24 protein-coding genes are annotated in these 24,290 nt (G+C 71.2%); 7 read left to right on the top strand and 17 right to left on the bottom strand.

The window, feature by feature from the left end:
• Positions 1-39 precede the first annotated feature (39 nt).
• The gene (locus HQ603_RS03660; RefSeq protein WP_222682941.1) at positions 40-741 is read right to left on the bottom strand and encodes an enoyl-CoA hydratase/isomerase family protein; all 702 of its coding nucleotides are present in this window, start codon (positions 739-741) and stop codon (positions 40-42) included.
• A 67-nt stretch (positions 742-808) separates the two neighbouring features.
• Between HQ603_RS03660 and HQ603_RS03655 the strand changes: the two genes are divergently transcribed.
• From HQ603_RS03655 to HQ603_RS03645, 3 genes are read left to right on the top strand one after another with little or no spacing between them, the layout of a single operon-like run.
• Positions 809-964: a hypothetical protein gene (locus tag HQ603_RS03655; protein WP_222683311.1), complete on the top strand. Its 156-nt coding sequence runs from the start codon at positions 809-811 to the stop codon at positions 962-964.
• A 27-nt stretch (positions 965-991) separates the two neighbouring features.
• Complete coding sequence (locus HQ603_RS03650) at positions 992-1,816, top strand: purine-nucleoside phosphorylase (RefSeq protein WP_222682940.1); 825 nt, start codon at positions 992-994, stop codon at positions 1,814-1,816.
• Positions 1,813-3,420 (top strand): phospho-sugar mutase, encoded by a 1,608-nt coding sequence (locus tag HQ603_RS03645; RefSeq protein ID WP_222682939.1) that lies wholly within the window; start codon positions 1,813-1,815, stop codon positions 3,418-3,420. The genes HQ603_RS03650 and HQ603_RS03645 overlap by 4 nt, the downstream gene beginning before the upstream one ends.
• 3 nt (positions 3,421-3,423) lie before the next feature.
• Here HQ603_RS03645 and upp read toward each other — a convergent pair whose 3' ends face one another.
• Positions 3,424-4,047, bottom strand: a complete 624-nt coding sequence (gene upp / locus HQ603_RS03640) for a uracil phosphoribosyltransferase (protein WP_222683262.1) — start codon at positions 4,045-4,047, stop codon at positions 3,424-3,426.
• Positions 4,048-4,174: 127 nt separating this feature from the next.
• Between upp and HQ603_RS03635 the strand changes: the two genes are divergently transcribed.
• From HQ603_RS03635 to HQ603_RS03625, 3 genes are read left to right on the top strand one after another with little or no spacing between them, the layout of a single operon-like run.
• On the top strand, positions 4,175-4,477 hold the full coding sequence (locus HQ603_RS03635) for a type VII secretion target (RefSeq protein ID WP_222682938.1): 303 nt from the start codon (positions 4,175-4,177) through the stop codon (positions 4,475-4,477).
• Positions 4,474-5,571, top strand: coding sequence for a C40 family peptidase (locus HQ603_RS03630; protein ID WP_222682937.1), 1,098 nt, complete (start codon positions 4,474-4,476; stop codon positions 5,569-5,571). The genes HQ603_RS03635 and HQ603_RS03630 overlap by 4 nt, the downstream gene beginning before the upstream one ends.
• 52 nt (positions 5,572-5,623) lie before the next feature.
• Positions 5,624-6,931: a primosomal protein gene (locus tag HQ603_RS03625; protein ID WP_222682936.1), complete on the top strand. Its 1,308-nt coding sequence runs from the start codon at positions 5,624-5,626 to the stop codon at positions 6,929-6,931.
• A 107-nt stretch (positions 6,932-7,038) separates the two neighbouring features.
• Here HQ603_RS03625 and HQ603_RS03620 read toward each other — a convergent pair whose 3' ends face one another.
• The 11 genes from HQ603_RS03620 to HQ603_RS03570 form a co-directional block, all read right to left on the bottom strand.
• Positions 7,039-8,100 carry an MSMEG_0565 family glycosyltransferase gene (locus HQ603_RS03620; protein ID WP_222682935.1) on the bottom strand — a complete coding sequence of 354 codons (1,062 nt, stop codon included), beginning with the start codon at positions 8,098-8,100 and terminating at the stop codon, positions 7,039-7,041.
• Positions 8,082-8,951 carry a carbon-nitrogen hydrolase family protein gene (locus tag HQ603_RS03615; protein ID WP_222682934.1) on the bottom strand — a complete coding sequence of 290 codons (870 nt, stop codon included), beginning with the start codon at positions 8,949-8,951 and terminating at the stop codon, positions 8,082-8,084. Before HQ603_RS03615 ends, HQ603_RS03620 begins: the two co-directional genes overlap by 19 nt.
• 8 nt (positions 8,952-8,959) lie before the next feature.
• On the bottom strand, positions 8,960-10,210 hold the full coding sequence (locus tag HQ603_RS03610) for an MSMEG_0569 family flavin-dependent oxidoreductase (protein ID WP_222682933.1): 1,251 nt from the start codon (positions 10,208-10,210) through the stop codon (positions 8,960-8,962).
• The gene (locus HQ603_RS03605) at positions 10,207-10,503 is read right to left on the bottom strand and encodes an MSMEG_0570 family nitrogen starvation response protein (protein WP_261773353.1); all 297 of its coding nucleotides are present in this window, start codon (positions 10,501-10,503) and stop codon (positions 10,207-10,209) included. The genes HQ603_RS03610 and HQ603_RS03605 overlap by 4 nt, the downstream gene beginning before the upstream one ends.
• Before the next feature lies 1 nt (position 10,504).
• Positions 10,505-11,407, bottom strand: a complete 903-nt coding sequence (locus tag HQ603_RS03600) for a carbon-nitrogen hydrolase family protein (protein ID WP_222682931.1) — start codon at positions 11,405-11,407, stop codon at positions 10,505-10,507.
• Positions 11,404-12,801, bottom strand: a complete 1,398-nt coding sequence (locus HQ603_RS03595; protein WP_222682930.1) for an MSMEG_0567/sll0787 family protein — start codon at positions 12,799-12,801, stop codon at positions 11,404-11,406. Before HQ603_RS03595 ends, HQ603_RS03600 begins: the two co-directional genes overlap by 4 nt.
• 1 nt (position 12,802) lies before the next feature.
• Entirely contained in the window at positions 12,803-13,840 is a 1,038-nt protein-coding gene (locus tag HQ603_RS03590; protein ID WP_308126346.1) for an MSMEG_0568 family radical SAM protein, read from the bottom strand.
• 49 nt (positions 13,841-13,889) lie between these two features.
• Positions 13,890-14,414 carry an MSMEG_0572/Sll0783 family nitrogen starvation response protein gene (locus tag HQ603_RS03585; protein WP_068102031.1) on the bottom strand — a complete coding sequence of 175 codons (525 nt, stop codon included), beginning with the start codon at positions 14,412-14,414 and terminating at the stop codon, positions 13,890-13,892.
• A 265-nt stretch (positions 14,415-14,679) separates the two neighbouring features.
• Positions 14,680-15,021 (bottom strand): DUF2200 domain-containing protein, encoded by a 342-nt coding sequence (locus HQ603_RS03580; protein ID WP_214504325.1) that lies wholly within the window; start codon positions 15,019-15,021, stop codon positions 14,680-14,682.
• 18 nt (positions 15,022-15,039) lie between these two features.
• A complete protein-coding gene (locus HQ603_RS03575; RefSeq protein ID WP_222682928.1) occupies positions 15,040-16,245 on the bottom strand; it encodes an acetyl-CoA C-acetyltransferase in 1,206 nt (401 codons plus the stop codon).
• Between the two features lie 29 nt (positions 16,246-16,274).
• A complete protein-coding gene (locus HQ603_RS03570; RefSeq protein WP_308126345.1) occupies positions 16,275-17,198 on the bottom strand; it encodes an acyl-CoA thioesterase in 924 nt (307 codons plus the stop codon).
• Between the two features lie 133 nt (positions 17,199-17,331).
• On the opposite strand from HQ603_RS03570, the gene HQ603_RS03565 reads away from it, so the two are divergent.
• The gene (locus tag HQ603_RS03565) at positions 17,332-19,494 is read left to right on the top strand and encodes an acetate--CoA ligase family protein (RefSeq protein WP_222682926.1); all 2,163 of its coding nucleotides are present in this window, start codon (positions 17,332-17,334) and stop codon (positions 19,492-19,494) included.
• Between the two features lie 68 nt (positions 19,495-19,562).
• On the opposite strand, the gene HQ603_RS03560 is transcribed toward HQ603_RS03565, so the two are convergent.
• The 4 genes from HQ603_RS03560 to HQ603_RS03545 are packed head-to-tail and all read right to left on the bottom strand — an operon-like array spanning position 19,563 to position 24,212.
• The gene (locus tag HQ603_RS03560; protein ID WP_222682925.1) at positions 19,563-20,363 is read right to left on the bottom strand and encodes an SDR family NAD(P)-dependent oxidoreductase; all 801 of its coding nucleotides are present in this window, start codon (positions 20,361-20,363) and stop codon (positions 19,563-19,565) included.
• A complete protein-coding gene (locus tag HQ603_RS03555) occupies positions 20,360-20,962 on the bottom strand; it encodes a carboxymuconolactone decarboxylase family protein (RefSeq protein WP_308126344.1) in 603 nt (200 codons plus the stop codon). The genes HQ603_RS03560 and HQ603_RS03555 overlap by 4 nt, the downstream gene beginning before the upstream one ends.
• A gap of 29 nt (positions 20,963-20,991) precedes the next feature.
• Entirely contained in the window at positions 20,992-23,052 is a 2,061-nt protein-coding gene (locus HQ603_RS03550; RefSeq protein ID WP_222682924.1) for a 3-hydroxyacyl-CoA dehydrogenase NAD-binding domain-containing protein, read from the bottom strand.
• The gene (locus tag HQ603_RS03545; RefSeq protein WP_222682923.1) at positions 23,049-24,212 is read right to left on the bottom strand and encodes an acyl-CoA dehydrogenase family protein; all 1,164 of its coding nucleotides are present in this window, start codon (positions 24,210-24,212) and stop codon (positions 23,049-23,051) included. Before HQ603_RS03545 ends, HQ603_RS03550 begins: the two co-directional genes overlap by 4 nt.
• Positions 24,213-24,290 lie beyond the last annotated feature (78 nt).

Here is a 24,290-nt window from a genome sequence, read left to right as displayed (position 1 = left end):
CGCGGATCGGGACGCCGATCGGGGCCGGCCCGGGGCCCGTCAGGAACCGAAGGAGAACGAACTGTCCCCGGTCTGCACCGACAGGGCCGCCAGGGTGCGGGTGTGGATGCTGTCCTTGATCGAGGTCATGTTCGGGCCGTGCGTCGCCGTCCGCGCCGCGGCGATCTCGACCGCCCGGGCGACGACGGCGTCCTCGGCCGCGCTCTCCCCCACGATGTGGTGCGCGACCGCATCGGCGGCGCCGTAGCGGCGGCCGGTGGTCATGGCCTCCACGGCCGTGGCGTTCGGCAGCCGTTCGAGCAGCAGCGTGGACATGCCCTCGGTGAACGGCATGCCGAGGCTGACCTCCGGCAGGCAGAAGAAACCGCGGTCGGCCCGCATGACCGACGTGTCGTGGCACAGCGCGAGCATGGCCCCGGCACCGAAGGCGTGGCCGTTGATCGCCGCGACGGTCGCCATCGGGAAGCGCAGCAGGCGGGTGTAGACCGTGTGCACGAGGTCCAGGTACTCCGGAATGCGGTCGGCGTGCGCGAAGAGGTAGTCGGTGTCGAGTCCGTTGGAGTAGAACTTGCCTGCGCCGACCGTCACCAGGGCGGCCGGTCCCTCGACCGCGTCGACCTCGTCGAGCAGCGCGTGCACCTGCTCGATCCAGTCCGGATGGAAGCGGTTCTCGGGATTGACACCGTCGGCATGGGCAAGGGAGAGGACGAAGACGTCGCCGTCGCGCTCGAGTGCAGGCATGATCGGATGGTACTCACCGGTAACCCCGCACGGCGGCGCCGGTCGACAGCGAGAGGAGCGGTGATCGGTGCACCTCGCGGCCGTTCTGCAGACCGTCGTCATCGTCGTCCTCGTGGCGGCGTCGGCGATGTTGGTGTCGGTGGGCGCCTACGGCTCCGGCGTCGTCCTCGGATCGGCGGCGTCCGTGTGGTTCTGGCGGCTCTACCGGACGTACGCGGATTGACCCGGCGATCGCACTAGGGTCGGTCGGGTGAACACCCCCCACGCAGCCGCCGACCCGGAACTCGACCCCACCGCCGCCGCGGAGGCCGCCGCGGCCGCCCTCGCGCGGATCACGGGCGTCGACCGTCATCCCGTCGCCGTCGTCCTGGGGTCGGGGTGGCAACGGGCCGCCGAGCAGTTCGGCGACCCGGACCACGTCGTCCCGATGTCCGAGCTGCCCGGCTTCGCGGCGCCCCGCGCCCTGGGCCACAGCAACTCCATGTGGTCGGTCCGGGTCGGCGAGACGCCGGTGCTGATCCTGCTGGGCCGCACGCACGCCTACGAGGGACATCACCTCGCGCGGGTGGTCCACCCGGTGCGGACGGCGGCCGCGGCGGGCGCGCGGACGGTCGTGCTGACCAACGCCGCCGGCGGTATCCGGGACGGCATGGCCGTGGGCGACCCCGTCCTGATCTCGGACCACCTGAACCTGACGGGCCGCTCCCCGATGGTCGGGGCGCAGTTCGTGAACCTCGTCGACGCCTACTCCGCCGAGTTGCGCGCGGTGGCCCGGTCCATCGACCCGACGCTCGCCGAGGGCGTCTACGCCGGACTGCCGGGCCCGCACTACGAGACGCCCGCCGAGATCCGCATGCTCCGCACCCTCGGCGCGGACCTGGTGGGGATGTCGACGGTCCACGAGACCATCGCCGCGCGGGCCGTGGGCGCGCGCGTCCTGGGCATCTCCCTGGTGACCAATCTGGCCGCAGGCATCACCGGCGAGCCGTTGGACGGCGAGGAGGTCATCGCCGCCGGCGCGGCGTCGGCCGTCCGGATGGGAACGCTGCTGCGCGACCTGGTTCCGCACCTGTGACCGCCGTAAACCGCGACCGCCTCGAACGCTGGCTCGCCGACGATCCCGATCCGGACGCGCGCGCCGAGCTGCTGGCGGCCTCCGACGACGACCTGACCGATCGGTTCGCCGCCACCCTGGCCTTCGGCACCGCGGGTCTGCGCGGCCCGGTCCGAGCGGGCCCGAACGGCATGAACGTCGCGGTCGTCGTCCGCGCGAGCGCCGGCGTCGCCGCGTACCTGTCGGCGCGGCACGCACCGGGGTCGGAGATCGTGGTCGGTCGCGACGCCCGACACGGCTCGGCGGCGTTCGCCGCCGCCGCGGCGGAAGTGTTCGCCGCGAGCGGGTTTCGCGTGACGTTGCTCCCCGACCCGCTCCCGACGCCGATCCTGGCGTTCACGACCCGCGCGCGCGGCGCCGTCGCGGGCGTCCAGATCACCGCCTCGCACAACCCGCCCGCCGACAACGGCTACAAGCTCTACCTCGACGGCGGTGCCCAGTTGGTCTCCCCCGCCGACCGGGAGATCGAGGCCCTCATCCGGTCCGCCGACGGCGCGTCCCGCGTCCCCCGGGTCCCCGTCGGTCCCACCGTGGACGACGTCGTCGGGCCGTACCTCGACCGCCTCCTGCGCCGCGTTCCCCCGCGGGAGAGCCACTCCCGCGTCAGGATCGCCCTGACTCCACTGCACGGTGTCGGCGGCGACCTCGCCGTCGAGGCGCTGCGCCGCGCCGGATTCGACGACGTCGTCACGGTCGACGAGCAGTTCGTCCCGGACCCCGACTTCCCGACGGTCGCGTTCCCGAACCCCGAGGAAGCGGGAGCCGCCGATCTCCTGCTCGCACTCGCCGAGCGGTCCGACGCGACCCTCGCCGTGGCCCTGGACCCGGATGCCGATCGCTGCGCCGTCGGCGTGCGGGGGCCGGACGGGTGGCGGATGCTCAGCGGCGACGAGACGGGCGCCGTGCTCGCGGACCACATCCTGCGGTCCAGCGCACCCGGCGCCCTGGTGGCGTCCACGATCGTCTCGTCCACGCTGCTGGGCCCGCTCGCGGTTGCCCGCGGCGCCCGCCACCGTCGGACCCTCACCGGGTTCAAGTGGCTCGTGCGCGCCGGCGACGGTCTGGTCTACGCGTACGAGGAAGCCATCGGCCACTGCGTCGACCCGGATGCGGTGCGCGACAAGGACGGAATCTCCGCTGCCGTCCTGCTCGCCCATGTCGCCGCCGAGCTGGCCCACGACGGGCGGACTCTGCTCGACGTCCTGGACGACCTCGACGTCGAGTTCGGTGCCCGCGTGGGCGCGCAGGTGTCCCGACGCGTCGAGGACCTCGCCGAGATCACCGCCATGACCACGACACTCCGGCGCCGGCCCCCCGCCACACTGGCCGGATCCGCGGTGACGATGTCGGACCTGAACGACCGGACGGACGATCTGCGCACGGACGCGATCGAACTCACCGGCGACCGGTTCCGCGTGATCGTGCGCCCGTCGGGAACGGAACCGAAGCTGAAGGCGTATCTCGAGGTGGTCGAGCCCGTGGACGGGCGCGGCGACCTCGAGTCCGCCCGAGCGCGCGGCCGTGCCGTGCTCGCCGAGCTGGCGGAGTTCGCCAGGACGTTCTGAGCGTCAGCGCGGCCCGAACTGGCGATCGCCGGCGTCGCCGAGGCCCGGGACGATGTAGGCGTTCTCGTTCAGGCCCTCGTCGACGGCGGCCGCGATCAGCCGGACGGGCAACCCCGCCGCGCCCAGCGTCTCGACGCCCTCGGGTGCCGCGACGACGCAGATGGCGGTGACGTCGTCGGCGCCGCGTTGGACGAGCAGTTCGATGGTGTGCACCATCGACCCGCCGGTGGCCAGCATCGGGTCGAGGACGTAGACCGGGTAGCCGGCCAGATCGTCGGGCAGCGACTCCATGTACGGCGTGGGCTGGTGCGTCTTCTCGTCGCGGGCGATGCCCACGAAGCCCACCCGCGACTGCGGGATGAGCGAGCTCGCCTTCTCCACCATGCCCAGTCCGGCGCGCAGCACCGGCACGAGGAGCGGCGGCGAGGCCAGCCGGTAGCCCGTCGTCGTGGCGACGGGGGTGTCCACGTCGAATTCCACCAACGGCGCGCCGCGCAGCGCCTCGTACACCAGCATCTGGGTCAGCTGGCGCAGCGCCGACCGGAAGGCCGGGTTGTCGGTGGAGCGGTCACGCATCTGGGTCAGCAGCGCGGACGCGAGGGGGTGGTCGAGGACGATCGTCTCCATACCGGGCGTGGTGTTCACGTCGTCGACCCTAGAGGGCGGAACCGGAACCGGGGGCGCGGCGTCCAACACACGGAGAACGGTGCCGGGCCCACCCCGGTGCCGCGGCCGCTCGCGAGAGGACACCGCCATGACCACCCCCGACGTGCACGTCGACCCGGAGTACCTGCCGACCCTGGCCACCTCGCTGCACGGCACCGCCGCCGTGGTCTCGGACGCGGCCGCCGCCGGGCGCGCGGCCGCCGTCGTCGGTCCCGCCCTGGGGCCGATCGGGGGCGCCTTCGCCGCCCTCTTCGGTGCGGCCGTCGAACGCCACTGCGCCGCCCTCGGCTCGCTCGCCGACGTCGTCGACACGGTCGGGACGTCGGTGCTCTCGGCATCGCGGACGTACCGCGAGGGTGACGACGCCACCGCCGCGGACCTGCGCGGATGAAGGCGGTCACCGATCCGGTTGCCCCCGCCCCGGACACGATCACCGTGACGCTGACGGTGCCGAACCCCAGCGCTTTGCTCGCCCCGATCCAGGACGTTCTCGACACCCTGGGGCGCGGGGTCCTGCCGCCGGGGTCGGTGGACTCCGTGTTGGCGGCCGGATCGACCACCATCGAGGCCGTCGGGTCCGCGCTGCGGGGCACCGTCGACGACTCCCGGTGGTCCGGCGCCGCCGCGACCGCGGTGGGCGAGATGTGCGGTCGGGCCGCCGAGGCGGCGACGGCCTTGGCGCGGGAGTCCGAGGCGTTGGGGGCGCTCGCCGGACGGGCCTGCGAGGTGGTGGCACGAGGAACCGCGGAGGTGGAGGCGATCGCGGCCTCGTTCGTCGCCGCCGCGGCGCCGCTGCTGCCGACCGCCGTGACTCCGGCCGGTGCCGCGGCACTGGCGGCACTGGCGCAGTCGGCCGTGACGAAGGCGGGGGCCGTCGCGGCGCGGGTGCGGGCCGAACTGGACGCGCTGGGCGCCGAGGTGTCGGCTCTGATCCCGCCGGTCGTGCCGTCGGTTCCGGGAGCCTCGTCGGTCGTCACGGACGCCGAGCGGTTCCTGCGCAGCGCGCTCGAACCGCATCCGGCCGTCCCGGACACCGGGCCCGCCGAGTCGGCGTCCAACCACCGGTTCTACGACCCCGCCGCGGGCGGGACCGGCCGCGAGGTGGTGCTCCCGGACGGATCCACCGCCCTGGCGCCCAACGCGCAGGCAGCCGACGCCGTCCGCTTCGCCCTCGCGCAGCAGGGCACCCCGTACGTCTGGGGCGGCACCACTCCCGGCCAGGGATTGGACTGCAGCGGACTGACGCAGAGCGCGTACGGCCAGGCCGGCGTGGACATTCCCCGTCTCGCCGCCGACCAGTCGGTCGGCAGCCCGGTGTCGGTGGAGAATCTGATGCCGGGGGATCTCGCGGTGTGGGACGGCCACGTCGCGATGGTGGTCGGCAACGGTCAACTGGTCGAGGCGGGTGATCCGGTGTCGGTGTCACCGGTCCGAACCACCAACTCGGGCATGGCCTTTCACGGTTTCTACCGGCCGACAGAGTGAGCCCGTGATGCACGACCTCCTGCTTCCCTGCCGCTGAGATAGGCTCGCGCGCATGGCACAGGACATCGTCCCGATCGAGCTCGGAGTCACCGCCGGCGACCTGGTCACCCTGTGGGCGCCGGAATGGCGCGAGGACGGCGAGGAGTGGGAGGCCTTCCTCGGCCGCGACGACGCGTTGTTCGCCTTCCCGTCGGTCGCCCACCTCGCGGCGTTCGTCCGTGCCGACGACGACAACGATCTGGTCGATCATCCGCAGTGGCGCACCGTGCGGGCCCTGTCCGCCGAACACATCGAGCCCGACGACGATCACGTATACGACCTCATCGGAGTACCGGAACTCGCGGCGGAGGAGCCCACCGAGGACGTCGTCGTCGAGCTCGCCCGCTCCCTCGGCATGGCGCGCACGCTCGGCGAGGTCTGCGAACTCGACACGGTCACGCGGTACTTCTCGGCCAACCATCTGTTCGCGGTGCTGGGCCGGGGCGCCGACGCCTTCGTCGGGCGCGAGGGCAAGCAGCTGTGGAACCGCATCGGAACCGCGCTGGCCGACGGGTGGGACGACGTGCTCGACGCGATCGACACGGTGTTGGTCACCCCGCAGGTCGACGACGCCGCGGTGGCCGATGCGGACGCCGAGATCACGGCCGCCGCCGAGAACGTGGTGGATGCGGAGGACCCGGACGAGATCGACGACCCCGACCTCGACGTCGAGCCCCGCACCGACGCCGCAGCGGTGCCCGCCGTGGGTGGAGTCGCCGCGGCCGGGACCGAGGACGACGACACCGACGAGGACGACGAGGACGACGAGGACGACTTCTGGGCGTCCGTCGGGATCGATCCGATCCGGATCATCACCGGCGAGAACACGTACTACACCCTGCGGTGCTACCTCGACGACGAGCCGGTGTTCCTCGGACGGTCCGGCGCCGTTCTCGTCTTCACCAGTGAGCGGGCTCTCGCGCGCTACCTCGCCGACGACCACGAGCACGACCTCGCCTCCCTCGAGACGTACGACGACGTGCGGACCGCCGCCGTCGACGGCTCCCTCGACGTGGTGGTGACCGACGAGAACGTCTACGTCCTGCCCGGGATCGCCGACGATCTCGCCCGCGGACCCGAGGCCGTGGACGTCGACCAGCTCGACCTCGCCGTCGAATTGTTCACCGACGCAGCGGATTTCGCCGGTGACTCGTCGGTCGAGGAGGCGCTCGCACCCTCCACCCCGCTGGGTTGGCTGGTGTCGGGGATTCTCGAGCCGACGCCCGGCCGGATGGCGCCGAGCCCGCCGTTCGACGCCGAGGCCGAGTCCTGGCGCGACCTCGAGCGGGAGTTCGAGACGCGGCTGCGCGTCACCACCTGACCGACCTGCCTCAGTGCACACGAGTCGCCCCGATCGACGGGATCCCGCCGATCGGGTGCGACCTGTGTGCACCAGGGCATGCCCGCGGGGCCCAGCACCCCGGCCCATCACCCCACGCGCTCGTAGAACTCGAGGTGCCGGGCGGCGGCGTCGGCCCAGGTGAGCGACCCCGCGAGCGCACGCCCCGCGGCCGCCAGTGAATCCGAGTCCATCGCCGACTCCAGGGCGTCGGCTGTCGCCTCGGTGGATCCCCCGTAACGCACGGCGTGCCCGAACACCTCCCGGAAAACCGGCAGGTCGCGGACCACCACGGGGACCGACGCCGCCAGCGCCTCCATCGCGGCCAACCCGAACCCCTCCTTGGTCGAGAGGAACGCGAACGCCGCGGCGCCGGCCACGACGGACGGGAGCACGTCGTGGTCGACGGTGCCCAGGACCACCGGCGGCGTCCCGCCCAGCTCGGCGAGTCGCGCGTCGAACCGCGCGCGGTAGTCGCGGTAATCGAACAAGGTCTCACCCCCGGCGAAGACCAACCGCACGTCGGGACGCCGCTCGCGCAGCACCGCATACGCCTCGAGCAGGTCGAGGCTGCCCTTCCGCGGTTCGATCCCGCCCACCGCGAGGACGTACCGACCCAAGCGAGCCCGCCACCCGTCGCCGTCCGCCGTCGCGAATCGCGCCGCGTCGACACCGTTCGGGATGACGGTCGGGTCGAGGCCCCAGCCCGCGGCCACCTCGTCCGCGACGGACCGCGACACGCAGAGATGCGCGTAGGGCTGCACGATGGCCTTCTCGTGACAGGCGGCCAGGGCGGGCGTGGTGAAGGTCTCGAGGTGATGAATCGTGCGGATGCAACGCCCGACAGCATTGGCCGAGATGCAGTCCTGGGCGTGGACGATGTCCGCCGAGTCGGCCTCGAACGCGCTGCCGAGCAACGCGATCGAGCGCAGGATCCGGTCACCGACCGACTCGGCCTCACGGTGCGGGAACGGCACCAGCCGGACTGTGACGGCGGGATCGATCGGACGGTAGAAGCCCTCGTCGCCCCCACGTGCGAGCGACCACAGCGTGACGTCGGCTCCGGCGGCGGCCAGTGCCTCCGCCAGTTCGACGGTATGCACGACGCCGCCGCGCGGTTTGGTGGAGTAGGTCAGGAGTGCGACGCGCACGGGTCCCCCTGGTCGACACGGTGGTGGGAGCGATAAGTTTCCGGACGCCGTTCGCACAGATGGTGCAAGGTGCGGCGGGCCCGCTCGACCTCCGCGTCGATGTCGAGGTCGCACCACGCCAAACCCCCCTTGTCCCGTGTGCGGCACAGCACCTCGCCGCCGGGGCCGACCACCTTCGCCTGCCCCAGGAACCGCAGCGAGCCCATGACGCCGGTGTGGTTGGACGACAGCAGCACCACTTGATTCTCCGCCGCCCGCGCTCCGTCGTAGAGGTCGAACAGGCGAGACTGCCTGTCGTTCGCCAACTTCGACGCCCGGTCGGTGACGCTGGCGGGCCACGCGGACAGTGCCGCGATCACGCGGGCACCGTCGAGGGCAAGGGTGCGGGCGGCCTCCGGGAACGTCTTGTCGTAGTCGATGAGCAGCCCCATGCGCCCGACGGGAGTGTCGAAGGCGGAGAACGACTCCCCCGCCGCATAGGCCAGATGCTCCCCGGCGGGCCGATGCACCTTGCGGTGCGAGCCGAGGATCCCGTCACCGGTGAGACAGACCGCCGCGTTGTAGCGCTCGCCGACGGCACACTCCGTGTAGCCGAGGCAGACGGTCATGCCGCCGGCGGCCCCGACGATCCGCGTCAGTTCGGGGCCGCGGGGGTCCAGCGCCGGGGGCAGGTCGTCCACGTCGGGGTCGGTCAGGTCGCCGAGATAACCGCCGAGGCACGCGTCGGGGAACACGATCAGATCGACCCCGCGGCGGTGACCGTCCTCGATGATCCCCACGACCTTGTCGACACATCGGTCGACGTCCCGTCCGAAGTGCCCGGCGAGCGCCCCGACGCGCGTCGTGACCACGGTGCGCCTCAGACTCCGGCCGGCTCGCGGGAGGAGATCGACGCCAGGTGTTCGGCGAGGTACTCCGCGTCGCGGGCGATGGCCGCGAAACGTCCCGAACCCCAGGTGTTCTGCCACGGCAGACCCAGGAAGCAGAGACCCTCGGCACCGGTGACACCGCGGACGTGGGCGGGATGCCCCTCGCCGTCGAACACTCCGACCTTCACCCACCGATAGTCGCGCCGGAACCCGACCGCCCACACCACCGACGTGATGCCCGCGGCGGCGAGGTCCAGCTCGGTCGGTTCGACGTCCGGTCGCCACACCGGGGTGTAGCGCGGCTCGGTGGGCGCGTCGATGCCGGCCGCAGCGACATAGGCGTCGATGTCGTTCTTGATGCCGTCGGCCACGGCATCCGCCGCATCCAGCGACTGCTCGAGGGTCGGCGCGAACCGAAGAACACCGTCCGCGTCGACGTCGGTGAGCCGCCCGTAAAGGCGCATCCCTTCGAGTGCGAACGCACGCAGGTCGATGTCACGTCCGCCGTCCCGCCCCGTCACGTAGTGGTTGGTGCTCTCGCGCTTGGCGAGTCCGCCCGCATGGTCGGCGATCGAGACGTCGTAGACGCCCATGTCCTGCAACCACGCCACGCAGTCACGTCCGCGGTAGAACCGTGCCACGCGCGGTGCGGATCCGGCGACCAGATGGACCTGCCGCCCCTCGAGATGCAGATCCTCGGCGATCTGGGCGCCCGACTGCCCCGTCCCGACGACCAGCACGGCGCCGTCCGGCAGTGCGGCGCCGCTGCGATACCGCGACGAGTGGATCTGCGTGACGTCCGGTGAGATGCGTTCCGCCAGGCGGGGAATCGACGGAAGGTGGTAGCCGCCGACGGCCACCACCACCTGATCGGCGGTCATCGCCCCGGCCGACGTCTCGAGGTGGTAGCCGCCGCCGAGTCGCTGCCGTAGCGAGTGGACCGCCACGTGCTCGCGCACCGGCGCGTCGAACGAGTCGGCGTAGCGACGGACGAAGTCGTACACCAGGTCCCGTGTCATGAACCCGTCGGGATCGTCCCCGTCGTAGGCGTATCCGGGCAGGACGCACTGCCAGTTCGGGGTCACCAGGGTGAAGTTGTCCCAGCGGCCGTCGATCCACTCGTGCGCGGTGGTGTCCCGCTCGAGGACCACGTGGTCGACGCCCCGCTGCGTCAGGTGCCAACTCATGGAGAGTCCGGCTTGGCCCGCGCCGATCACGACGGCGGTGTGATGCTCGGTCATCGCCCACCCCCTGCACTCTCGGACACAGCACCCTCGAACGCGAGAACCTCGACGGAGCCCGACGTCCCAGCGGCGGCGGTCCGGATGTCGCGCAGGCTCGCGGCCGCCGAGGAGCACGGGAACCCGTACTTCGCCTGCACGCGGTCGCTCGCCTCGGTCAATGCGGCCGCGCTGCGGTCGAGGAAGTCCCCGACTTCGTATCGAGCACCGACGGTGAGGTGCTCGGTGATCACGAGGGACGGCGAGTAATACCGCCGTCGACGTCCGTCGGGCCATTGCACGGTGAAGGTCATCTCAGGCACGGCTCATCACCCGATCCACGCGCGACATGCTGTCGTCGTCGACCAACGTGCCGTACACCGACGGTCGCCGGTCGCGCAGGTTGTACATGCCTCCGCCGCGTGCCGCCGCGATGGCGTCTCGGACGTCGAGGGTGGCCGTCGCGAGACCGGGGCGCACCCCGGTCCCCGCCAGGACCTCACCGCCCGGTCCGACGATCTTGGCGCTGCAGACGAAGTCGAGCGAGCCGAAGGATCCGGCCTGGTTCGACGCCACCCACACCACCTGGTTCTCGAGCGCGCGGGCCCGGTCATAGATGTCGAAGCGGTGAGTCCACCGGTCGTCGGCCATGTTCTCGGCGCGCCCCGTTCGGGACGTCGGCCAGGCCGAGAGGGAGGTGATGATCTCGGCGCCGTCGAGCGCGAGCTCACGCGCGGCCTCCGGGAAAGCCTTGTCGTAACAGATCTGCATCCCCATCCGACCGACCGGGGTGTCGAACGCCCGGTACTCGGAACCTGCTGCGTAGCAGAGGTTCTCCCCGAGCGGCTGGTGCACCTTGCGGTACGAGCCCAGCACGCCGTCCCCGTGGACCGTCACGGCCGCGTTGTAGCGGTCCGCTCCGTCCGCCTCGCAGAATCCGAAGGTCACCACCATGCCGCCCGCCATCGCCGCCACACGAGCGATCTCGGGACCGTCGAGGTCCAGCGCCGGCGGCAGGTTGCGGAGTCGGCGCTGTCGGGTCTCCTCGGACTCGTCGCCGCCGCCGAGACTCGGCAGGTAGCCCCCGAGACATGCCTCCGGGAGCACCAGCAACGACGTGTCTCGGCGGCGCGCCTCGTCGATCAGGCGCCCGATGGTGGCGAAGGATTCCTCCATGTCGCGACCGAACCGTTGCGCCGCTACGGAAATCGTGATCATGCTCGTCCCAATCCTGTGACTGCGGACTCGACCGCAGTGGTGGTCACTCCGTCGGGCCACCGCAAGGTGACGCCCGGAGTGGAGGTGAGCCGTCCGCAGACGGCGGTCGTGGCCGGGCCCGCGTCCGGGACGGTGTGTCCCGGGCGGTCGGCCGTGATCATGGCGAAGCCGGGGAAGCAGGTGAGCCACCGACCCGTGTCGACGCCGTCGGGTCGCGGTATCGCGGTCACGTCGAGTTCGACGCCGGTGCCCGACGCCTCGGCGAGCATGCCCGCGGTGCCGGCGAGGCCCGCCATACTCACGTCCTTCGCCGCATGTGGCGCGGCCCGCGCCACGAACGAACCCATCGCGCGCAACTCGTCCGACGAGCGGGTCGAGGTCGAATCCCATTGCGTTCCGGTGTATCCGGGGCGCCAGCCACCGCCGAGATCGACGGTGAGACGCAGGTGGTCACCCACCCGTCCGCCGCCCGCGGGCACCGGCGACGGCGTCCGTCCGAGTGCCGTCACGGACAGGGCCGCCGGGACCCCGACCTGCGTGTGGCCACCGAGCACCGGAACGCCCCAGACCTGCGACGCCCGGGCCAGACCGCGCACGACGCGGGCGAGGTGCGACGCCGTGGGCGCGCCGACCGCATCGAGCAGGCCGACCGGAGCGGCCCCCATCGCCGACAGGTCGTTGACGTTCACCAGGGCGGCGCACCATCCCGCCCACTCCGGATCGCGTTCGACCATCGACGGGACGATGGCATCGCACGCGGCGACGAGGTCGGAGCCGGGAACGGGAGCGCCGTCGTCGCCGCGGAACCCGCTGCCGCCCAGCCCCATCCGCGCGTCGGCGAACGGCGCGAGTGCGGCGGCGAGCACGGCTTTGGTCGAGTCGACCAGACGCTGCACCGCACCGATCGGCCACCGCATCACCACGTGGGGCGTGCCGTTCACCGCGGTCCGTTCCGTCGTGATCCAGCCGATCGACGCGAACATCTCCGCGTGTCGTGCCTGCACCACCGCGTCGAACCGCAGCACGCCCGCCGTCTCCACGAACGCGCACGCGGCTCGCACGAGGGCCGGACCCACGGTGCCGCGACGACTCCCCCGCGCGACGACGAGCCGGCTCCCCGCCCACCAGCCGGAATCGGGTTCCGTTCGGGGTGCGACACGCACGCCGCCGAGGACCGTGCCGTCGGGAGCGGTGGCCACCAGGACCACCGTGCGGGGATCGTCGTCCACCTCGTCGAGGTCGGTCCCGTCGAACAGCCCCTGCTCGACCACGAACGCCTGTCGGCGCAGCGACCGGTACGCGGCCAGGTCGGCGACGGAGTCCGCCTGCCGCACCAGGAACGGTGCGGTGGGCGTCGCGGGTGGCCCGGTGAGAACGGACAGGTCGACGGTCATCTCAGCCGCCCATCGTCTGCAGGACCGAGCACGCGCCGCAGGCGGCGCACCCCGCTTGCTGATCGGCACCGAGCATTCCGGCCTCGGTCAGCGCAGCGGCGACGCGGACGCTGACGTCGGTGAGCAGCTCGGCGGACGGTGCGCCGGCCCCGTCCACGTCGACCGCCAGCGTGCCGGGATGCGGCCGGAACGGCACGACGAACGGGTAGACCCCCATCTCGATCAGCTCGCGGGCACCCGCGACCACCTCGTCGGGGTTCTCACCCAGCCCCACCAGCAGATAGGTCGACACTTGGTTGCGGCCGAACACCCGCACCGCCTCGACCCAGGCCGCGCGGTACTCGGCGAGGGACACCGACGCCTTGCCCGGCATCCAGCGGCGACGCACGTCGTCGTCGAGCGACTCGACGTGAATGCCGATCGACCGCGCACCCGCGTCGTACAGCTCCTGGATGGTCGCGAGGTCGCCCGGAGGTTCGCACTGCACCTGGATCGGCAGGTCCGGCACCGCGGCGCGCACCGCGCGTACGCACCGGGCCAGGTGCAGCGCGCCGCGGTCGCGCCCGGCCGACGTCCCCGTGGTGAGGACCATCTGCGTGATGCCGTCCAGACGCACGGCGGCCTCGGCGACCGCGGCCAGGTCCGCAGGCTTCTTCACCGCGACGGTGGCCCCGGAGCGGAGCGACTCCTCGATCGAGCAGAAGCGGCAGCGCTGCGACTCGTCGTAGCGGATGCAGGTCTGCACCACGGTGCTCGCGAGAACGCCGATGCCGTGCAGCTTGGCGAGCTTCTCGTAGGGCACACCCTCGTCGGTGGTGAGGTCGTAGAACGCCGGCCGCGCGATGGCGGCGACGTCGAGACCGATGTCGTCGCCGTCGAAGAGGACCCGATCCCCCTCCAGCACATAGGGACTCGCTGGATTGCGGGGCAACGCGGCACCCAGTCCCTCGATGCTCAGATGACCGTCGTCGCTCGGGCCCGCCCCGGCCGTCCGTCGCACCGGAGGCGTGCCCCTGATGCCGAGCAGCGCGAGGTCCACCCGGTGGTTCCTCGTTCGTACGGTGGCGTCGGACACGGGTCTCGCCCCCTCAGACCATGTACGTGGAGTTGATGATCGCGCCCTTGCGTGCGTAGTGGATCAGCGCGTCCTGCACGTCCAACGGATGCGCGGGCACGACACCCTCGATGAGGTCCTCCTCGCGGCCACCGTGCAGCGCGAGCCCGAAGCGGCAGCAGAAAACGGTGCCACCCTCGGAGATGAACGTCGCCAGCGCGTCGTTGATGTTCTGCTCGCCGGGGAAGCCGGAATCTCCGGTGGTGGGGAACCCGCGCGTCGCGAGGCAGTTGATCGCACCGGGACCGTAGAAGTACATCGCCGACTCGTAGCCCTTCCGCAGCGCGCGGGTGGCTTGGAGGACGGCGACGAAACTGACGGACGACTCGTGCGCGATACCGTGCACCAGGGTGAAGTAGGACTCGCCGTTCTCCGCCTTGTAGTCCGGGAAGATCTTGGTGCCGCCGTAGATGGTGCTGCCCTTGGGCAACGACGGGTGCGGGATCTCCGCCAGCGAGGCGGACATGTTGTCGAGGATGGTCTGATCGAACGCGGCCATGGCGTGCCTCCCGGAGTCGTGGAAGGCGCGGGACCGAAACCTGTGGTGCGCCTTCGACATCGAGTACACGCTCGGCGCGTGTCCGGTTGGTCATCGCTGGAACACCACTGTGTTTCGTTGTGCTCACTCGCGTAACCCGGACGACACGCGGCGACGCTCCTTGGATCGACCTGCCCCAGCGCACACAGGTCGGCCCGATCGGCGGGTATCCGTCGATCGGGCCGAGTCGTGTGCATCCAGGCAGGTGCCGCCCGGTGCCGCCGAATCAAGTCCGCAGAATTTTCTCCATCGGACGGCCCTTGGCCAGCTCGTCGATCAGCTTGTCCAGCCGGCGGATGTTCTGCATGAGGGGGTCCTCGACGTTCTCCACGCGCACCCCGCACACGGACCCCGTGATCAGCGGCGCGTTCGGGTTGAGGTGCGCCGCGTCGAAGAAGTCGAGGAACGTGGTGTCCTCCGCGAGGTGACGGGCCAGTTCGGCGTCGTCGAAACCCGTGAGCCAGCGCAGGATCTCGTCCACCTCGGCCTTGGTCCGCCCCTTGCGCTCCGCCTTGGTGACGTAGTGCGGATAGACCGAGGACACCGGGGTGGTGAAAATGCGATGCACGAAGAGAGTGTAGGCCGGTCAGACGCGTTCGAAGACCGCCGCGAGGCCCTGACCGCCGCCGATGCACATGGTCTCGAGACCGTAGCGTGCGTCGGTGCGGACCATCTCCCGCGCCAGCGTGGTGAGAATGCGGGCTCCCGTCGCACCGACGGGGTGTCCGAGGGAGATGCCCGACCCGTGGCGATTGAGCCGCGGGTCGTCGGCATCGATCTCCCACTCGCGCAGGACGGCGAGCACCTGCGCGGCGAAGGCCTCGTTCAGCTCGACCACGTCCATGTCGGCGAGGGTCAGACCCAGGCGGCCCAGAACGGCGGCGGTGGCGGACACCGGTCCGATCCCCATCGTGGCGGGGGCGACACCGGACACCGCCCAGCCCGCGAGGCGCACCATCGGGTCGAGCCCGAGGGCGGCGGCCTTCTCCGGGGTGGTGACCACGCAGAGGGCGGCGCCGTCGTTCTGGCCGCTGGCGTTGCCGGCGGTGACCGTCGCTTCGGGGTCGATCGCGCCGCGGAGGGGGCGCAGTCGGGCGAGGGACTCGGTGGTGGTGTCGGCGCGGGGGTGCTCGTCCCGGTCGACGACGACGTCTCCGCGGCGGTTCGGCACGGTGACGGGCACGATCTCCTCGGCGAAGACTCCGCTCTCCTGCGCCGCGACGGCACGTCGGTGCGACTGCACCGCCAGCGCATCCTGGTCGGTGCGGGAGATGCCGTACTGCGCGCGCAGGTTCTCGGCGGTCTCGATCATGCCGCCGGGTACAGGAAATGCGGTGCCGCCGGCGGTGACTCGGGCGCGGGCGAGGCGGTCGTGCAGGGCGACTGCGTCGCCGCGGACCCCCCACCGCATCCCGGTGGAGTAGAACTCGGTCTGCGACATCGACTCCACTCCGCCGGCGAGCACGATCTCGCTCGCGCCGGACTGCACCTGCATGGCGGCGTCGAGCACCGCCTGCAGTCCGGAGCCGCAGCGGCGGTCCACCTGGCGGCCGGGGACGCCGATGCCGAGGCCGGCGTCGAGGGCCGCGACGCGGCCGATGGCGGGAGCTTCGCCGTTGGGGGAGCCCTGGCCGAGGATGACGTCGTCGATGTCGGTGCCGGACAGGCCGGTGCGGGTGAGGATCTCGGCGACGACGGTGGTGGCGAGGGTGGGGGCGGTGACGTCCTTCAGCGTTCCGCCGAAGCGGCCCACGGGGGTGCGCAGCGGGGTGCAGACGACGGCGTCGGGCATGAGGTCCTCCGGGTATCGGGTGTGGATCGTCAGGTTCGGGTGGTCGAAGTGGGGCCGTCGTCGTTGATCAGCCCCTGTTGCATCACGGTGGCGACGAGCTCGCCGTCACGTCCGAGGATGCTGCCGCGGGCGAGACCGGATCGAGCCGTGTGGAACGGTGAATCCTGGACGTAGAGACACCATTCCCCCGCTGTCACGTCGGCATGGAACCACAGGGCGTGGTCCACGCTGGCGGTGCGCATGAGGTGGGCAGTCTCGAGGTCGCCGCGAGCGTGACTGATGACGGGCAGCAGTGACCGGTCACTGGCGAAGGCGAGCATCGCGCGGTGCACGTTCTGCGGTGCGTCCTCGGCCGGGGCGGTGCGGAACCAGAAGGTGCGGTCGTCGGTCCCGTCGACGTAACGGATGTCGACCGGACGCGACGCGGTCCACCAGTGTTCCCGTGCCGGCAGCTTGATGCCGTCCGCGGGCAGACCGAGAGCCCGTCGGCGGTGCAGCGGTTCCAGTGCGTCCGGAGCGGGCACGTCGAGCGACACGGTCGACGATGACGGGGTGCCGTGAGCCGCGCTCGTGCAGAACGTGATCGACAGGCGCGCCAGTTCGCGCCCGTCCTGACGAATGGCGATCTCGCGCACCGAGAACGACCGGCCGTCCCTGATCCGGGAGACCGTGTACTCGAGCGGGTGCGCGTGCGTCCCGATACGAAGGAACGAGCAGTGCAGCGAATTCACGACCCGATCGGAGGTCTCGACCGTCTCGGCCGCGGCGAGCATCGCCTGCGCCACCAGGTGCCCACCGAACGTGCGTTGCGCGAAGCCGCGCACCGGATGTCCGACGAAGGTGTCGGCGCGCGCGCTCGCGTGCCGAACGACGGCCAACCGCTCGACCAGCGTCTCGCGGTTGATCACACCGGGCTCGGACGTGTCGTCGCCGTCGGTCTCCCATTCGGTCACGATGACCTCCCATCCTGATAGACAGTAGTCTATAGAGTGTGTAATGTACGTCATGTCGGCCCAGTGGTGTGGTCCACCCCACCGCGCGACGCCGTCACGCCGCCCCCGACCGCTGCTCGCAGGAGTTGAGCCCATGACCGACCACCGCCACGACCGCTCGTTCGCCGAACGCCTCATCGACCCGGCGTCCATCGCCATCGTCGGTGCCTCCGACGACCCGACGAAGACGACGGCTCGTCCGCAACAGTTCCTCGCGCAGGCCGGCTACCGAGGCAACGCCTACTTCGTCAATCCCCGACGCGAGACGGTGCAGGGCGCCAAGGCGTGGCCGAGCCTCACCGCGCTGCCGGAGGTTCCCGAGCACGTCTACATCATGACGGGCGCCGAGGCCGCGATCGCCGCGGTCGAGGAATGTGCCGCACTGGGCGTCACGGCCGCCACCGTGCTGTCCTCGGGCTTCGCGGAGGACGGCCCCGAGGGCGTCGAGCGCGAGGAGCGCCTGCGTGCCGCCGCCGCCACGGGCTCCGTCCGCGTGATCGGCCCGAGCAGCCTCGGGGTGGTCAACCCCCGCACCGGCGTGATGCTCACCGGCAACGCCGCCTTCGGCGAGCCGAACATCCCGGCCGGCGGCATCTTCGTCGCCTCGCAGTCCGGCAGCGTCATCGGCTCCCTCGTCAGCCGCGCCCGCGGCCGCGGCATCGGTTTCGCCGGACTCGTCTCCACGGGCGGCGAGGCCGATCTGTCGCTCGGCGCGCTGTGCGAGTCGATGGTCGACGATCCGGGTGTCACCTCTTTCGCCCTGTTCCTCGAATCGCTCCGCCATTCCGAGGATCTCGCGTCGTTCGCCCGCGCCGCGGCAGCCGCCGGCAAGCCCATCGCGGTCTACAAGCTCGGCCGCTCCGACGAGGCCGCCGCGCTCTCGGTCTCGCACACGGGAGCCCTCGCCGGTGAGGACAGTGAATCCGAAGCTTTCTTCCGTGCCTGCGGGTTCGCACGCGTCTACTGCTTCGAGTCCCTCGTGGAGGCGCCCGGACTGCTGCTCCGCGTCCCCACCTCCCCCACTCCCGTCTCCCCGCGCGTCGGCGTGGTGACCACCACCGGCGGCGGAGCCGCGATCATGGTCGACCAGCTCGCTCTCCACGGGTTGACGGTCGTCGGCCCGAGCGAGGACCTCGTCGCCACCATGGCGGAGCGCGGCGCACCGATCCCCCACAGCGGCATCGCCGATCTGGGTCTCGCCGGTGCGCGCCACGACGTCGTCACCGCGGCACTCGACGCCCTGCAGAACAGCGGCGAGTTCGACCTGATCGTCTTCGTCATCGGGTCCTCCGCACGCCTCAATCCCGAACTGGCCGTGCAGGCGATCTCCGAGCGCGGCGACCACGAGGTTCCCATCGTGGCGTTCGCCCTCCCCGAGGCCCCGGACGCCGCCGCGCTGCTGAACACCTCCGGCGTCCCGGCGTTCCGCACGCCCGAGTCCTGCGCCGACGTCATCGCCGCCACCTACCACCGCGTCCCGGCCACCATCGGCGGCGGCACCCGATTCGCGGTGGACGCCGACGCCCCCACGGCGGTCCTCGACGAGCTCGAGTCGGGACAGCTTCTCGGTCGGCTCGGAGTGGCGGTGAGCCCGTTCGTCGCGCTCGACACCGCGAGCCTGGCGGACGACGGCGTCGAGATCGACCTCCCGTTCGACTACCCCGTCGTCGTCAAGGTGCTCTCGGACGAGGTTCCGCACAAGTCCGACGTCGGCGGAGTCGTTCTGAACGTCACCGACGCGAACGGTGTCCGCGCCGCGGCGCGGAGCATCGTCGCGAACGTCGCCGCCCACGCGCCCGAGGTCGTGGTCGACCGAGTGCTCGTGCAGCAGATGGCCTCTCGCGGTCTCGCCGACGCGCTGGTCGGCTATCGGGTCAGCCGCGACGTGGGTCCCATCGTCGTCCTCTCCACGGGCGGCGTGCTGGCCGAGATCTTCGCGGACTCGTCGATCAGGCTCGCGCCGGTCACCCGCGAGACCGCCCGCGAGATGATCGGCGAGGTGAAGGGACTGTCCGTGGTCACCGGATACCGCGGTCTACCCGAAGGGGACCTCGACGCTCTGGCCGACACCATCGTCGCCGTCTCCACCCTGGCTGTGTCCAACACCGAGGTGCTCGAGGCGGAACTGAACCCCGTGTCGGTGCGGCCGCGGGGCCAAGGGGTACTGGCGCTCGACTCGCTGGTTCGGACGGCGGTGTCCCGTGATCACCACGCCGCCGCCCCGCGAACGGACGACACGGTCGCGGCACAGAGCTGACCGTCGACGCATCGAAGGCCGGCCACCGAATTCGGTGGCCGGCCTTCGGCGTGTCGATCGCGATGCGGTCAGTCGCAGCGCGCCGACATTCCCCCGTCGACGATGATCTCGGTCGCCGTGACGAATCGCGCGTCGTCGCTGGCGAGGAACAGCGCAGCGTTGGCGGTGTCCCGCCCGTCGCCCATGAAGCCGAGCGGGATGCGCGCGAGACGCTGCTCGAGCAGAGCGGCCACGTCGCCGCCGGCTCGCTGCCCGGCGAGGCGGGTTTCCACCATCGGGGTGTGGAGCTGTCCCGGCACGACCGTGTTGGCCCGGATTCCGAACGGCGCGTGCTGGACGGCGATCGACCGGGTGAACGCGACGATGCCCGCCTTCGCGGCGGAGTACGCCGACTGGGCGGCCCCGGTCCATCGCAACCCGGACGTCGACGACGTGTTCACGATCGCCCCCGAGCCGGCGGACTTCATGTGCGGAAGAACGTGTTTGCACAGCAGAAACGTCGTCGTGAGGTTGAACTCGAGCTGCGCCGACCACTCGTCCTCGCTCATCTCCACCGGGCCACCGGCGCGCGAGCCACCGACGTTGTTGACCAGGACGTCGAGACGGCCGGCCTCGGCCATGCACCGCCTCACCACGGCCTCCACGGCGGCGCTGTCGGTGACGTCGCACTGGACGGGCACGATCGAGCCGCTGTGCTCACCCGACCGACGCACCGTCTCGTCCAGTGCGGCCGGGTCGAGATCCACGGCGAAGACCGTGGCTCCCTCCTCGGCGAATCGGACGGCCGTGGCTCGTCCGTTCCCCCATCCGGGCCCGACGCTCCCCGCGCCCGTGACCACGGCGACTCGTCCGTCCAATCGTCCTGTCATGGTGACTCCCGTTCGATCTGCAGTGGGGTCTCCGGCCGGCCGCGTCCGATGTCCAGCGCGACGAGGAAGCGGGAGACCATGTTGTACGCGGCGACGGTGCCGGTGAGCTCGACGGTGCACGCGACGCCGAGCTCGTCCAGAACCGCGTCGAAGAGCTCCTGCGGAACCGTCACCGTGCGGGTCATGGCGTCGGTGTAGGAGACGATCAGGGCGAGCTCGCCGCCGAGTGCGGCACTGTCGACTTCACGATCCCGCAACGCTGACAGCTGGGCGGCCGTGACGCCCTCGCTCCGGGCGAGCGGTGCGTGCGCGTTCCACTCGTAAGCCGCGCCGTTCAGCACCGCGATCCGGCAGATCGCCGCTTCGCGGAGGTCGCCGCGCAGTGTCATCGACGAGCGCACGGCCCCCAGCAGGGTGTTCCACCCGTCGGCGAACCGCGCACTGTGCAGCAGCGCCAGGTCGAGTGGGGTCAGTGCGCCGCCACGACGGGCCCGCACTCGCTCGGCGACCTCACCGACGGCGGACGCGGGTGGAATGCGTCCGGAGACGCCACCACGCCCGGCCGCATGGCCGGGCGTGGTGGCGGGGTCGTTCGACACGGAATTCGACCCGTCGGAAGGGACGGGAGTCATCGGAAGACTCCGAGATCGGCCGTGACGAAGCCCGGCCCGGTGACGGCCGCGAGGTCCGCCAGACGCCGGTCGAGATCGGCGGCGTCCTGTCCGCGCACCCACGGACCGAGTCCGCCGATGTGTCGGGGGAATCCGTAGGCGGAGGTGAGCATCAGGTCCACGTCGCCGGGACGATCCGCGATTCCCTCCGCCAGCAGCAGGGCGGCCTCGTTGGTCATCGACAGAAGCGCGCGATCGACGATGTCCTCGTCGGAGAACGGTCGTCGTGCGATTCCCTTGCGCGCCGACGACTGCTCGACGAGCCGGGTGACCTCGGAATCATCGACGGGTTGCCGCGATCCGTCCGGGTAGCGGTACCACCCCGCACCGGTCTTCTGACCGAATCTGCCCATCTCGCACAGCGTGTCGGCGACGTCGGGGTAACGCTCGGCGGGATCCCGCACGGCATCACGAGATCGACGCATCCGCCAGGCGATGTCGAGACCGGACATGTCCGAGACCGCGAACGGTCCCATGGCGAAACCGAACTCGACCAGGGCGCGGTCGACCTGCGCCGGCACCGCGCCTTCCTCGAGCATCAGTTCGCACTGTCGTCGGTAGGCGTTGTAGATCCGATTGCCGACGAACCCGTCGCAGACGCCCGCGACGATGGGCAGCTTCCTCAGCACCGCCGCCGCGGAGAGAGCGCGGTCGAGGGACGCCCGCGAGGTCTGCTTCCCTCGCACCACCTCGAGTACCGCCGCGCGGTGCGCGGGACTGAAGAAGTGCATGCCCACCAGCCGCTCGGGTCGGTCGAGCGCCGTGGCCAGCTCGTCGACGTCGAGGTACGACGTGTTCGTGGCCAGTGTCGCGTGCGACGGCACCACGCGCTGGAGGCGTCGCAGGAGGTCCTTCTTGACGTCCATGTACTCGAAGACCGCTTCGATCACCAGATCGCAACCGTCCAGCGCGGTCACGGATCTGCCCGCCGACAGCAGAAGCAGAGCCGACTCGGCGTCGTCCCGCTGCATCCGCCCCCGCGCGACCGCGGCGTCGTACGTCGCTCGTAGGCGGTCGACCGCACCGGTCGCAGCCTCGGGGTTCCGGTCGACGAGGATCACCGACCGGCCGGCCTCGACGAAGGCCCGAGCGATACCGGCACCCATGGTGCCGGCGCCCACGACGCCGATCGAGTCGACCTCGCGCGGAAGCGAGGGCTTGTTCGCCTTCGTGGTCGCCCGACGCGCGAAGAACAGGTGCCGCAGTGCGGCCGCCTCGGACCCGTTGCGCAGACGGGTGAACTCGCTGCGCTCGAAAGCGAGCGCAGCTCGCGCGGGAAGCGCCATCCCGGACACGACGGCCGCCACGGCCGCGGCGTACTGCGGTCGACCTCGTCCGGCCGCCACGACGGCGACCGCGGCCCCCTCGAGATCGGCCGAGGACGAATCCGCCGCGACGGGAAGGTCCTGCAGGACCCGCTTCACCGCTCGGCTCGCGGCGAACTCGACGGCCGCCGCCCTGAGCGGTCCGACGGCGATGTCGTCGACGAGACCGCACTCGGCCGCCCATCGAACCGGCATGCGCTTGCCCGACGTCGCGAACTCCAGCGTGCGAGCGGGGCCGAGGATGCGGAGCGGCCGTTGCGTTCCGCCGGCGCCGGGAATCATGCCGAGCGTGACCTCGGGCAGGCCGACGACGGTGTCCGGGTGTGCGATTCGCGCGTCGCATCCCAGGGCCAATTCGAGCCCTCCACCCAGCGTGGCCCCGGACAGGGCGGCCACGACGGGCTTCGGCGACGCCTCGATCGCCTCGATCACTGTGGGCAGCGTCGGCTCCGGTACCGGCCCGTCGAATTCTCTGAGGTCGCTGCCGGAGACGAAGTTCGCCCCCGCGCCGATCACGACCACGGCGCGCACGCCGGTGTCGGACAGCGCCCGGTCCAGGCCGCTCAGCAACCCCGCTCGCACCGCCGCGCTGCCGGCGTTGACGGGCGGGTTGTCGATCGTGAGCACGGCGACCGAGCCGTCCACGTCGTAACCGACCACCGACGTCGGCGGCGCGCTGGTGGTCAGGGTCATCGCGCGGTCTCCGGGCGCGGGGCGCGCTGGCTGAACTTGCGGTCGAAGACCTCTTCGGCGATGCGGTTCTTGAGCATCTCCAGCGAACCACCGGCGATCATCCACCCGCGGGTGCGTCGCATGCAGTATTCGACCAGCGATTCCTGGCTGTATCCGAGGGCACCCATCGCTTGCATGGCCTCGTTGGCCGCGAGGAACCCGGCCTCGTTGGCGGCGAGCTTGGCGACGGAGGTCTCGTAGGCACTCGGCAGCCCGGCCGCCGCGTTGGTGACAGCGCGATCGAGCAGCAGTTCGGCACCGTCGAGTGCCACGGCCACCTCCGCGAACTTCCACTGCAGGCCCTGGAACTCGTTCAGGGTGCGCCCGAACTGCGTGCGCTCACTCACGTGGGCGCGGGCGGTGTCGAACGCCAGACGACCCAACGCCAGTGCGCGCGAGGCGTTCCCGATGCGCTCGACGTTGAAGCCGCTCATCTGCTTCTTGAAGCCACCGGGCCCGAGGAGCACGTTCTCCCGTGGCACCCACACGTCGTCGAAGTAGAGCTGACACCACTGCTCGCCGCTCATGTAGTTCGAGGGCTGTCCGAGCGTGAACCCCTCGGCACCCCGCTCGACGAGCACCGAGCCGATGTTCCGGGTGCCCGGTCCGAAGCGGACGTACACGAGGAAGAGGGTGGCGTCGACGCTGTGCGTGCCCCAGATTTTGGTGCCGTTCAACCGATAACCGTCACCCTCCTCGGTGACCGAGGTCTGCAGCTCGGTCGCCGCGGACCCGGCCTCCGGCTCGCTCATCCCCAGGCTGATCAAGGCGTTGCCGGACAACAGGTCCGGCAGATACTTCGCCTTCTGTTCCTCGGTGCCGAATTCCGCGAACGTGCGGATCGCGCCGAAGTTGCCGGCCTGGAGGATGTCCGCGCTCTTCGGGCAGAACTGCGCCACCTCCTTGATCACGGCGACGGCGTCGGCCAGGGTCGCCCCCTGTCCCCCGTCCTTCTCCGCGATGGTCAGGCCGAGGAGGTCCTGGGCGCCGAGGAGGCGGGCGATGTCCCAGGAGTAGGCCGGATCGTGCGCGCGCTCGAGCGCACCGCTCGCGAGGTGACGCTGGGCGAACGCACGAACCGAATCGACGAGCGCCTCGCGCTCGGTCATCACTGCAGTCATGGAATTTCCTCTGGGTATTCGAGATTCGATAGGTTATAGAGTCTTGGGTCAGCGACGGTGGCGCGACTCGTCCACACC

The organism is Rhodococcoides corynebacterioides (genome assembly GCF_019834675.1).
Lineage (GTDB): Bacteria > Actinomycetota > Actinomycetes > Mycobacteriales > Mycobacteriaceae > Rhodococcoides > Rhodococcoides corynebacterioides_A.
Note: the sequence above shows the minus strand (reverse complement) of the source record. Positions and strands in the feature narration are given on the sequence as shown.